The sequence below is a fragment of the Oceanobacillus alkalisoli genome (assembly GCF_022213125.1).
GTDB lineage: Bacteria > Bacillota > Bacilli > Bacillales > Amphibacillaceae > Oceanobacillus > Oceanobacillus alkalisoli.
The window spans coordinates 318,492-330,804 of record NZ_JAKNRA010000001.1 but is presented as its reverse complement, the minus strand read 5'-3'; the positions used below and the strand labels follow the sequence as shown (position 1 = coordinate 330,804).

The 12,313-nt window shown below is 39.7% G+C and carries 8 protein-coding genes; 3 read left to right on the top strand and 5 right to left on the bottom strand.

All coding sequences use genetic code 11. The features are described 5' to 3' along the window. Window positions 1-41: 41 nt before the first annotated feature. The 4 genes from L3V42_RS01520 to L3V42_RS01505 all read right to left on the bottom strand — a co-directional run bounded on the left by L3V42_RS01520 (window position 42) and on the right by L3V42_RS01505 (window position 4,488). Window positions 42-503 carry an SRPBCC family protein gene (locus tag L3V42_RS01520; RefSeq protein ID WP_238471100.1) on the bottom strand — a complete coding sequence of 154 codons (462 nt, stop codon included), beginning with the start codon at window positions 501-503 and terminating at the stop codon, window positions 42-44. Between the two features lie 514 nt (window positions 504-1,017). Then, window positions 1,018-2,136, bottom strand: coding sequence for an alanine dehydrogenase (gene ald / locus L3V42_RS01515; protein WP_238471099.1), 1,119 nt, complete (start codon window positions 2,134-2,136; stop codon window positions 1,018-1,020). Window positions 2,137-2,187: 51 nt separating this feature from the next. Next, the gene (locus L3V42_RS01510; RefSeq protein WP_235762102.1) at window positions 2,188-3,588 is read right to left on the bottom strand and encodes an alanine/glycine:cation symporter family protein; all 1,401 of its coding nucleotides are present in this window, start codon (window positions 3,586-3,588) and stop codon (window positions 2,188-2,190) included. Between the two features lie 507 nt (window positions 3,589-4,095). Further along, entirely contained in the window at window positions 4,096-4,488 is a 393-nt protein-coding gene (locus L3V42_RS01505) for a hypothetical protein (RefSeq protein ID WP_238471098.1), read from the bottom strand. A 459-nt stretch (window positions 4,489-4,947) separates the two neighbouring features. On the opposite strand from L3V42_RS01505, the gene L3V42_RS01500 reads away from it, so the two are divergent. The 3 genes from L3V42_RS01500 to L3V42_RS01490 all read left to right on the top strand — a co-directional run bounded on the left by L3V42_RS01500 (window position 4,948) and on the right by L3V42_RS01490 (window position 8,848). Then, a complete protein-coding gene (locus L3V42_RS01500; protein ID WP_238471097.1) occupies window positions 4,948-5,823 on the top strand; it encodes a DUF6574 domain-containing protein in 876 nt (291 codons plus the stop codon). Between the two features lie 84 nt (window positions 5,824-5,907). Then, the gene (locus L3V42_RS01495) at window positions 5,908-7,311 is read left to right on the top strand and encodes a TcaA NTF2-like domain-containing protein (protein WP_238471096.1); all 1,404 of its coding nucleotides are present in this window, start codon (window positions 5,908-5,910) and stop codon (window positions 7,309-7,311) included. A 310-nt stretch (window positions 7,312-7,621) separates the two neighbouring features. Beyond that, the gene (locus tag L3V42_RS01490) at window positions 7,622-8,848 is read left to right on the top strand and encodes a flagellin N-terminal helical domain-containing protein (protein ID WP_238471095.1); all 1,227 of its coding nucleotides are present in this window, start codon (window positions 7,622-7,624) and stop codon (window positions 8,846-8,848) included. 653 nt (window positions 8,849-9,501) lie between these two features. Here the strand turns inward: L3V42_RS01490 and L3V42_RS01485 are convergent. Further along, window positions 9,502-12,312 (bottom strand): DEAD/DEAH box helicase, encoded by a 2,811-nt coding sequence (locus tag L3V42_RS01485; RefSeq protein ID WP_238471094.1) that lies wholly within the window; start codon window positions 12,310-12,312, stop codon window positions 9,502-9,504. Window position 12,313: the final 1 nt, after the last annotated feature.

Below are 12,313 nucleotides of genomic sequence, written 5' to 3'. Positions count from 1 at the left end.
CCAAGTTCAATTTTAAAATGGACTTGGGTTTTTTTGAGGATCTAGTTATTTTCGGAATAGCTTGCGATTGCTTGTTTCCGGTATTCAAATATATCTTCCAACTTCTTCCGGATAAAGACTCGATGTGCAATCTCCCCAAAGACTGAAAACGGCATCGCGTAGTTTACTGTGTCGCGCATCTCTACGCCATCCGCTTTTTCAATCAGGCGATGCTCGTGCTGCCAATACCGAAAGGGACCGGAGCGCTGTATATCGATGAACATGCTGCCTTCTTCGATATGAGTGATTTCAGTGTGCCAGTTCATACGAATACCTAAAAAAGGTTTAATTTGAAAACGAAAAATCATTCCTACTTCCATTACTTCAGGGAGTGGGGCGAGTGGTTGAAAGGATAAGTCACTAGAAGTAATATTTTCTAATTGGGAAGGGTTAGATAGAAATTCCCAAGCTTGTTGCCGGGAAATGGGAAGGTGCTGTGTTGAAGTCAGCGTGTATATTTTCAATATGGCTCCTCCTGAGTGTTTTGGATTTTGTCGAATAAGCTTGTCTCTTGTATTCAATGAAAAAAGCATGAACGGTCTATATGCTTTTTCTAATCGGTTTTGATAAAGTGAAACTTCATTCAGTGGGGGATTCTTTACCTATCTCACCGGGACTTTCGGACTGTCCTTTAATTTGAATGTTTATCCAAAATCATTCATTTCCTTCATTTTCAATCCGGATATTAATATATTGCTTTTTGCAGAAAAATGAAAACAGTTATCTAATTTGGATGATACTAACAATATTTTCCTTTGTCAATATAAACCAAAAAGATTTAAATCATAAAGAGAAACTTCATTCAGCGGGGTTTTCTTACCACCTCCACTACGGGATAAATAAAATTATGATTATCATATGCAGGAACGATTGGTTAGTGAGGGAGATGACCAGATGAGAATTGAAGCGTTGTTTTTTTAATAGAAAGCTCAATAAAAAAGACCCGCTCCAAACTAGGAAAGCGGATCTTTTGAAGTATTATTGATTCAATAATACAGTTGCCTCTTCATATGGCAGGTCAAATGTTTCTGCTACTGCTTTATAGGTTACTTTGCCATCTAGCGTGTTCAAGCCTTTTAGCAGTGCTGGATTGTCGAGTAGCGCTTTTTGGTATCCTTTATTCGCAATTTGAATCGCGTAAGGGACCGTAACATTCGTTAGCCCCATTGTTGCTGTTCGCGGTACAGCACCAGGGATATTCGCTACCGTATAATGGATTACGCCATGTCTTGTATAAACTGGATCAGCATGTGTTGTCGCGTGGTCACTTGTTTCAAAGTTTCCGCCTTGGTCAATCGCAACGTCCACGATGACAGAACCATCTTCCATTTGCTTAATCATCTCTTCTGATACAAGTACAGGAGCTTTTGCGCCTGGGATGAGCACGGAGCCGACTACTATATCAGAATCAATCACTTCTTGTTCAATGTTTACATCATTGGAAATAAGCACGTTAGCGTTATTCCCAAAGATTTCGTGAAGCTCACGCAGGCGAGTTGGGTTCAAGTCGAGAATGGAAACTTGTGCACCGAGTCCTACAGCAATTTTCGCAGCATTTGTGCCTACTACACCTCCACCGATGACTGTAACTTTCCCGCGTTTAACACCTGGTACACCGGCGAGTACAACACCTTTTCCGCCTTGCGTTTTTTCTAAATAATGTGCTCCAAGCTGTGTTGCCATCGTACCTGCTACTTCACTCATTGGAGTTAATAATGGCAGTGAGTTGTCTGGAAGCTGCACCGTTTCGTAAGCTAAAGCGACAACCTTTTTATCAACTAGTTCTCTTGTTAATTCTGGCTCATTTGCTAAGTGCAAGTAAGTGAAGAGAATAAGTCCTTCTCTGAAATAGGTATACTCTTCAGGAATCGGTTCTTTTACCTTCATGACCATATCCTGAGCCCATGCTTCCTCAGCAGAAGATACAATGATAGCACCTGCATTTTCATAATCTTCATCTTTGAAATTGGAACCAAGTCCAGCAGACGTTTCAATATATACGTCATGCCCAGCTCTTTTCAAATTAATTACTCCAGTTGGTGTCATGGCAACTCTGTTTTCATTATTTTTAATTTCCTTAGGAATACCGATTCTCATTAAAATCCCTGCTTTCATATCGTTTTTAGTTTGTGTAGTTTATATATAGCTTTATGCTTTTTTCTGTATTTGCTGTCTTTCAATTGGATTGGCGAAGTAGTCCTCTGTATGTTTCTGAACTACTTTATATAATAATAATAGACCAATTAAGTTAGGAATAATCATAAGTGCGTTTGCCATATCGGCAAATGCCCAGACTAATTTAAGATCCGCTACGGACCCAATATAGGTTGCAACTAGGAAAAGAGCGCCATAAATGCCGACGTATTTTACGCCGAATATATATTCAACACTTTTGGATCCATAGACATACCAGGCGATAATCGTCGAAAATCCGAAGAAAACAACGGAAATGGAAACGATATACTCTCCCACCACGCCGAGAACAGCTCCAAACGCAGCACTAGTTAATGCACCGCCATCAAGCGTAGGATCATGCTGGACTCCTGATATAAGTCCGCCGGATGGATCCCAGAAACCCGTGATTACAAGCACTAGTCCTGTCATCGAGCAAACGATAATCGTAACAATGAATGTACCTGTCATGGCAACAAGTCCTTGTTTTGCCGGATGGCTTGTCTTAGCATTTCCCGCAATCATCGCTACCGTACCCATACCAGCCTCGTTGGAGAAAATACCTTTCGAGATCCCGTGCTGGATAGCTTGGGTAACAACAAAACCAGTGAACCCGCCTGCTGCGGAAACCGGTGTAAATGCATACTGGAAGATTAAACCAAACGCAGGGATGATTTGATCATAATTCAAAATTAAAATTACCATCGACCCGGCAATGTATAAAATAGCTAAGACGGGGACAAATACCCCAGCAACATTACTGATTCGTTTTAACCCACCGAATATAATCAGACCAGTCAGCACAACTAATAGTATTCCTGTAACCCAGCCCGTTACGTGGAAGCTATTATCCATGACGTCAGCAATTGTATTTGATTGAACGGCATTACCTGTCCCCAATGCCGCAATCGCAGCAAAAAATGCAAATGCAATTGCTAACGGTTTCCACTTTTTACCTAGTCCGCGTTCAATATAGTACATTGGCCCACTCGAATATTCGCCATTTGGATTTTTGACACGGTAGACTTGCGCAAGCACTGCTTCGGCATACTTGGTCGCCATTCCAATTAGTCCGACAAGCCACATCCAGAAGAGCGCTCCAGGTCCGCCGAGCGTAATCGCCGTTGCTATCCCGGCAATATTCCCGTTACCAATCATCCCGGCAAGCGAGGTCATCAGCGCTTTGAAGTTACTAACATCTCCCTCAGCTTCTGAGTCCTCTTTATCCGGTGCAAACGCTAAGTTGAAAGCATACCCTAATTTAGTGAACTGCAGCCCTTTTAACGCAAATGTTAAAAAGAGACCAGTACCTACTAATAGGATCATACTAGGTGCACCCCAAAGAAACGCATTAATTTTATTTAATGCTTCTAACAAAATTCCCAACCCCCTTACTTTGTATTATAACAAATGATGTAAGCGCTATCTGGTGAATGCAAAAAAAGAGAAGTGCTTTTTCTGACAGCGATTACAATGCTTATGAATAGAGATTCTATCAGTTTTATTTTCTTGTATAATAGGATCTCTACTGTTATTGTACTGCTAGAATTATTTAACGTCAACTGATTGATTTTTATCGTTAAACTTAATGATGGAAGCCGTACTTTTGATATATTTTTTAAATAATTTGGAATGGCGTGAGTATTGGAATGAGTGGGTTTGTTCCGCTAAGTGGGGAGAGGGTTTACTTTTATGAATTAGCGACAGTGTTGGATTGGAGTGGGGGAAAGTTACTATAGAGGCTAAAGAATTGTGGGTAGTATTGTAGTTCATAAGATCTATTTTGGCGGGGCGGTCAGTTGCTTCGATCCTCTGTCTTAGTAAAAAACAGCTCTAAGCAAACTGTTTGCGAGAGCTGTTTCTGCATAGAATCTATAATTTAAATTAATGGATTAATTCATTCAATTCTTCCGCAAGTGAAGCTAGTTCATCCGAACTTGAAACTACTTCTTCCATTGAACTGCTAATTTGTTCGGAGGAAGCTGACGTTTCTTCAATGCCAGCAGCGGATTCTTCTGAAATCGCAGCAATTACTTGAATCGACGTGTTCATTTTCTCACTGTTTGTCGAGATGACGGATAAGTTATCCGAAATGGTTCGGATACCGTCAACCTGCACGGACTCATAAATGATCTGATCAATTTTTGCCATTTGCGCAGTCGAGCGCTCCATTAAACTACTGTCTTCTTTCGTTTGCTCAAGCACTGTGTTGGAAGAGTCATAGGCTGTTCGACTATTGTTATGCGCCTCCTCGGCTTCTTCTGAGAAAGAAGACATAAGGGAGGAGAGATCCGTTGTTGCGTTCGCTTCAGATTCAGAGCCATAGGCTAAATCCTGCAGAAGCCGGTGGTGGAAAATACGAGCAGGATCGCGACGAAGAGTGCGGCAGCTACTTTTCTTGAAATACGTTTTTGAAGCCAGTTGAATCGTGTGGTTTTTTCTTTGGTGTTCGTTGACATTTTGTTTGTACCTACTTTCACATATTTATTATTGATGAGTACCTGGATCGATTATTCAAAAGTGATGCACAGCTATTATGTCGGTCAGAATAGTAAGATTATATAGCTTTTTATGAAAAACACTTTAAATTGCAGAAAACTTTGCTATAATCAGTTAGGTAGTCGAAAAGACTTATATTGTTATATTACTAGGGTTATAAAACTACTTTCCTTTACATAGAGTCATCAAGGCAAGCGTGTGAAAGGGAGAAGTTAATATTATAAAGGAGAATGTCTAATGTTAGTTTGTCCAAGTTGTAACCATCAGCAGGAGACTGGGAAGTTTTGCGGTGTATGCGGTACGGCAATGCAGGCTCAACATGCTGCTGATCATTCGAATCAACAATCTGAGAGAGAGGAGGACTCACAAGTAAATGCCGAGCAAATGAAGGCACAAGCAGAGCCGCAAGCAACAACAAATTCAAATCCAGCAGCGGCAACAATCGAAGGAAATGCACAACCAACAACAGAAACGATTAAAGAAGGGTTAAATAATTATTGGTCTTATTTCTTACATCTATTAAAAAATCCGGTGCGTGCATTCAAGTCCGGTGAAAAACAAATGACGAATAGCTTGATCAATATCGGGCTCTTTGCATTATTTTTCTCATTAAGCATTTATTTTCTTGGGAATTCCTTATATAAATCAATTGGAGGGGGCTGGTTAGGTGAATCAGTACCGTCACTTCCATTCTTCGGCATCGTTTCAAGACTCTTTTTCTTTGCACTCATTTTAATTGCAATCACGTTCGGAAGTGCTTTGGCAATGACGAAACTCGCGAAGAGCCAAGATTCAATTAAAAAGATTATCGCCCAATACGGTTCGATCTATGTTCCGTTCGTAGGGTTAAATCTAGTCGCTGTAATTGGTGGACTGATTGGTTCTTATCAATTAACACTCTTTACTTTAGCTATTTCCGTAATCATGATATTTTCATATGTTCCTGTTTTATTTGTTTATGAAAAGATTTCTGAGATTAATCGAAATGGACAAAAAATATACTTTAGCCTCGCAACCATTCTATTAATCAGCTTTATCTGTTTCTTGCTTGCCGATGCAATCCTAATGGACTTCATCACACAGATTGAAGAACTGACATCTTATGGTTGGTAACAGAATTGAAAGACAGCTCATGATTGCAATCCAAAATTGTTGTCATGAGCTGTCAATCTTTCTAGATAGAGAGGAGAAAGAGAGTTGAAGTATTGTATACAATGCGGGCATGAGTTAAAAGAAAATGAAGCTTTTTGTACAGAGTGTGGCACAAATCAAAACTCGGCTGCATCAACACCTCCAACTGTCGAATCCGAGAAAAGGACGGCAAACAATGCACCGAAAAAGCCGATGTCAAAAAAGAATAAATGGCTGCTTGGCATTGCTGCTGGGTTTGTGGTTGTTTTAATTGGAGCTCATTTATTTTTATCATCGTATTTCGATCCAATGAAAAATTTCCAGGCGATGGATCAATCGATACTGGATGATGATGTGGAAGCTTTTGTCGACCAGATTAATTTTGATGATTCGGCTTTACTCGATGAAGCTAGCTATTTCGAATACATAAAAGATTATGAGTGGGGGACGATCAAGGATCAGTATGTCGATTTATTGGAACAAGACAATCACCCGTTAAGTAAATCTATCTATAGTAATAATGGAGAAAAACTGTTTGATGTGCGTCAGGAAAAGAAATTGCTTATTTTTAATACATACTCGTTCCAGGCAGAGCCTGCGACATTGAACGTGAGCACAAATGTAGCGGATACGAATGTGGCAATTAATGAAACGGAATTGAAACTGGAAGACAGTGAAGCTATGGAAACAGTAAGCATTTATCCGGGAGTATATGCTTTTGTAGCGGAAGCGGAAAACCACTTTGGTTCATTTATAAGTGAAACGGAGCTGGAAGTTACCCCTTCTGCTGAAAAAGATTTCATGATTGAGTTTGAAGCAAATGAGTATACTTTCACTACAGACGTGGAAGAGGCGCAGTTGTTTGTAAATGGGGAAGGGACAGGATTGACATTTGCAGAGTTGGAGAAAATCGGTCCGGTTCCTTATGATGCTGAGTTTGAATTGCATGCTGAGTTGGAAAAAGCGGACGGTAAAGTTATTAAGACAGATGTTCTGACAGACGATGATTTAGGTTGGTATGGTTTTGAGTTTTATTTTAATGAGGGTGAAGAAGAGGATGCTTCGGATGCTGAAACTGATTCAAGTGACACGGATGTAGACATTGATAGTCTCAGCGATATTGTTTTGGATTTCCGTGATGCTTATGAAACAGCTTTGAACAATAAAGATTTTAGTTTAATCACTCCTTATCTTGAAGAAGGGAGTATTGTTTATGATGAGCTTGAAGAATATGTTGGTGATTTAGAAGATACGGCTTATCATTATGATTTCACGTCGAATGAGATAGTGGATGTGGAAGAGTCGGCCGCTGATGAAGTTATTGTAACAACAAATGAGGTTTTTACATTTACGAATCATTTGGATGACAAAATCGATTATGACCGGACGAAGGAGTATGTGCTTGTAAAGTCTGGTGAGGCATATAAGATAAAAGCGATTGATTATGTGGAGACGAATCGGGATTATTGAGGTGGGTGCCTTGCATGGAATTATGCTGGGCATTTTTTCTGCAGTTATCGATGTTTTTCCAGGGAAAAATTTTTTCGTGAAAAAGTATTAAACAATTCGAGAGTCTTGCCGATATAAGTAATAGAACAGCGGGAAAGGTACATAGCTATGGCCATTCAACCTGTACATAGGTGGAAATTTCGGCTGTGATCAATTCTGAGTGTTCTACTTAAATAGGTAGTAACTTCACCAAATGTGGGGTTATTATAGATCAGCAAGATCACAAGGACGTGGCTTGCTAGAAAACAAAATACATGGAGGTAGATTGAACATGATTATCAATCACAATATTTCAGCTCTTAACGCACATCGCCAATTAGGAGCAAACCAAGGTGCAGTACAAAATTCATTGGAGAAGCTTTCTTCAGGACTTGGAATTAACAAAGCTGGAGATGATGCTGCAGGTCTAGCGATCTCTGAGAAAATGCGTGCACAAATCAGTGGATTAGAAATGGCGGGCAAAAACGCTCAAGACGGTATTTCTCTAATTCAAACTGCAGAAGGTGCAATGAACGAATCACATGCAATTCTTCAAAGAATGCGTGAATTAGCAGTTCAAAGTGCTAACGATACAAATACTGATTCAGACCGTGCGGAACTTCAAAAAGAAGTAGACCAACTTGCTGAAGCATTAACAGATATTTCTAAGAACACACAGTTTAACGAAAAAGATTTATTAACAGGAGCTTTTGCTGAGGAAGGCTTAACATTCCACGTAGGTGCGAATCAAGGACAAGCTCTATCAGTAAAAATTAGTGATATGAGTGCTGATGCACTTAATGTTACTGAAGACTATACAGTAGTTGCTAATAAAGCAGCGGCAACAGAAGCAGGTCAAATTTATTACCAAGAAGCACAAGAACCAGTAGAAGCACAAACTATTGAAGTTACTGGTAATACATTCACATATACAGACGCTTCAGGAGCTGAAGCAACAGCTACTTGGGCTGATGCAGATTCAGATCCAGCTGGAGATGGTTCATTACCTGCAACAGAAGCAGGTTACTTTTCTGAGGATGGAGAATTACTTCTTCAAGCAGATGCTCCCTTTGATGGCGATGAAGCAGGAACAGGAACAGGAACTGCTGAGATTGCAGCTACCAAAGGAACAGAAGCTGGGTACTATAACAGTGATAGTGAATTAGTAATTGTAACAAATGATGAAATTCATGCCGTAGATGCTGAAGTGAAAACAGGTATCAATATCTCTTCACAAACATCAGCTGATGCAGCAATTACCACAATTCAATCAGCTATCGATAATGTATCTGCTGAACGTTCTAAACTTGGTGCAGTTCAAAACCGTTTAGATCACACAATTAACAACTTAGGTACTTCTCAAGAAAACCTAACAGCTGCAGAATCAAGAATTCGTGACGTTGACATGGCGAAAGAAATGATGGAGTTCACTAAGAACAATATCCTTTCACAAGCGGCACAAAGTATGTTAGCTCAATCTCAACAAATACCGAACGGGGTCTTACAACTCTTACAGTAATTGTTGAGAAGGGCGTCTAATCTGGCAACGGATTAGATTACCACTGGGTGAATTGCTGGAAGTTCCTAAAGTGTTTTGTACCACAACGCAACTGGAAACGGTAAGCGTGAAGGTTCGAAAAACAAAACAATGCAACAATGGATAATCAGCAGCCAAGCGCCTGTGAGGAAACTCTGGCGAAGGTTCAACGACTAGAATGCACTGCCTAACAGCTATTAGCTCACGGCAATGAGATTCGTAGGGTGATGAGATCGTACATCATTCGAAGTGCCCAGCCTCTTAAGAAACTTAAGGGTGAAGATATAGTCTATTCTACGATTGAAAGACGTAGCGGCGAAGCAAGCCAACCAACAACCACAAGGTGTTTTACAGTTATTACAATAATTTAAGATTATTTGAGAGGGACTCTAGTTTTCCTAGGGTCTCTTTTTATTTTAACTATGGTGAACCGTATTATAAGTAGATGCGGTTTTTAAAAAATAGCAAGTAATAGATATATGAGCGATCTACTCAAAGCTTAGGTTTAGTAACTAACTCTTGATTTTTTAAAAAAAGCCTAACAAGTAATTCACAATAAGAGCCAAGCTAAGTATAAAAATAGGACCGATTCTCTAATAAGAATGGTCCTAGGAGTTAATTATTATTAATAAAATTTAAGAATCACTTTCACCATAATCATGGAAAAGTTGGTTCAGTTGATCAGGGCTTGATATATTTCTAACAGATTCTCTGACAGCTGACTTTGATAAATCCAATCGTACATATTTATTTCGATCGCGTCCAGATGTTAATTTACGAATTAATTGAATACGACCAATACCTGGGTTGTTATTAGCATATTCAGCCATTCCCTTAGCTTTAGGTAAGTTATCATCATAATCAGGACTATGTGGTTCTAATATGTCGATTACATACTCGAGCACTGGATCTTTTCGAATGATTAAGAAGTCTGGATACATTGGTTTCGAATGTCTCTCATCAAAGTAGGGTATAGTCAGGGATGAAGGCTTACGTGATGGGTTTCTAAACCAAAATACAAAGTCATCACGCTGCTCTTCTTCACGAATAATATCAAGCTCCCAATTATTTAGCTTAATTCGGGCAACTCCTTCACTATTTAGGTACAGATGGTTATCGAATGGTGTTCCGTCTTTATGATCTAGAATGCTTTCATAGAATTGCTCAGGTAGTCGTAGGTTACGCTCACTGACTTTGTCACTACTTGAAACAATACGCTCATAGCGTTTTTGTAATTCTTCATTCAGTTTGGTGGTATACACCCGGTATTGATCTGACAGCTCATGGAAAGTATCTCTCGCAAAGATTTCTAATTGCTCTTGGGAGGCTTCGTCAACAACAAATAAAATCACATCAATCCGGCTTTGGTTTGGGTTATCCTCATCGTAATACTTTTCCAGGTAGCGCTGTCCAATACCTTGGTTTCCGAGTTGTCGCTCAGCCTGCTTGAATTGACGTTCAATATCAATGTCTGTGGCCATGTAGAAGCCATACTCTCCATTTTGCTCGAAAATTTCTTCCCCAAATACGTCATAAATTGATGTCGATAGTCTAAATGCCATAACGTCATCCGATAATTTATTATATTGGCCTGATGTTTCCAGCTTTACAATATAGTTACGAATATCATTAACGATCTGCTCATAAACTTCATCCATTACGTTAGGTGCAATGTTTGTTTGATTTAAGAAGCGAACCAAATCGTACATAGACGGAAGGTAATCCTTCATATTAACAGTTTTTACGGTGTAGTTAAGAAGACCACTTTCGTTAATGAATTTAAGTACCTTTTCACGCTCGGTTGGTTGGTTATCAAAATCATATTCTTCAAGTTCAACGGTTTCTGGTCGAAACATATCGAACTCATCGTTATTCTCAGTTATATCAATGAAAGGTTTTACTTGACGTGTTGAATCTTCTTCTTGATGAGTTTCAGGGACAGTTGGTGTATCTGTACCAATGCTTGTCTCTCTGCCAGGAGTCTCAGTTGAACTTTCATGCTCAGTATTAGTTACCTGAGATGGCGAATCGGTTGTTGACTGAGGCATGCGGCAAGTTGGTCGAATAGACCAGACCTCTTTAGAAGGGTCATTTAAGCTATGACCTTCAACATCTGTTGCCAACTCTTGACCTTCTGATGATTGCAAGTTATCAATCACCTCTTCAACACTTTCTTGATTGAAGTAGGGGAGAAAGACAGCAACCTCATTAAGGGATTCGTCTACCATAATCCGCATTTGTTTTGGTGTTCGAATCATTCGACCAAGTAACTGAGCGATATAGGTAATATCGCTTGCTGACCGGAATGACATTAGTACCTCTGACCGGGGTGAATCCCAACCGGTACTTAAGCTTTCTTTGAAGAATACGATTTTAATATTTCGGTCATCGTCAATCCTTGACGGTTCGATATAAGGAACTGATAATCCGTTAATCACAATGTCACTCGTCGTATCACCAAAGGCATGAACGACTTCACCTGGTTTAAACTTCTCGCCCAATCGGCGTTCAATCGTTTCTAAGCTTGCGTCTAAATCGGTTTTAGAGATACGATTCCCTGAGCGGTTTTCAACTTGAATTAAAAACATTGGGTTCACGTGCGAGTAGTGTTGTTCGACACAGTACTGGTACCAATGATCCCATTTAGACTTCCATTCATCAGTAGCTGCTTGAAGGATAGCCATATCCTTGTTTTGAATATCATCGTCAGGGTAGGTGATGACAATCTTGTCTTTGAGAAGGCCAGATTCACGTAGATCATCAACGGATATGATTGTTCGATGAGTAGATGAGTCAACGTTCGCGATAAGCTTATTGAATCGTTCAATGGTTGCTGACATACCAATTACTAAAGGCATGACAGGTAACCTATCACTTGGACTCCCTTTAATGAATTTTTGCATAGTCGTTAATTGACGATTTTGATCCTCCTGCTTAGCACCGCGGTGGGCTTCGTCAATTACAACATAAAATCGGTCTGATTTTTCTTCGGCAGTATTAGCAATCGTTTCCCAAATTGTATGCTGACGACCATCACCTGTAATTGTGAGATTACTTGAAACTGAAAGTTTCTGCGTGTTAAGGAAATAGATATGACCATCATCAAAGACTTCTTGGTCAAAACCTGGATGTTCAATCGTAATAGTTTGACCGAGTGTAATTTTATCTGATTTTGTCTCTACTTTAATCTTGGATTGCTCATTTAGTTCAGGAGAGTCTGAAATCCATAAAAAGATGGCGTCAGGTTGCTCTGGGAAGTTATCTGACCCAAACAGAATCGACTCGAATAGGGCAGTCATAATGATCGTTTTACCTGCACCTGTTGGCGCGGTAAATGATACAACCTGTGGTGAGTTAGTTTTTCTATAATAACCAAGTGCCATCGCTGTTTTCATCCGTAAATCCTCTAAAGCTCCCTCCTGGAAGGAAAATAATTCAACTTTCATG

Coding starts and splice junctions, on each gene's coding strand:
- L3V42_RS01500 (WP_238471097.1), top strand. CDS start 4,948: ATGTTAGTTTGTCCAAGTTGTAACCATCAGCAGGAGACTGGGAAGTTT.
- L3V42_RS01485 (WP_238471094.1), bottom strand. CDS start 12,312: ATGAAAGTTGAATTATTTTCCTTCCAGGAGGGAGCTTTAGAGGATTTA.
- L3V42_RS01490 (WP_238471095.1), top strand. CDS start 7,622: ATGATTATCAATCACAATATTTCAGCTCTTAACGCACATCGCCAATTA.
- L3V42_RS01505 (WP_238471098.1), bottom strand. CDS start 4,488: ATGTCTTCTTTCTCAGAAGAAGCCGAGGAGGCGCATAACAATAGTCGA.
- ald (WP_238471099.1), bottom strand. CDS start 2,136: ATGAGAATCGGTATTCCTAAGGAAATTAAAAATAATGAAAACAGAGTT.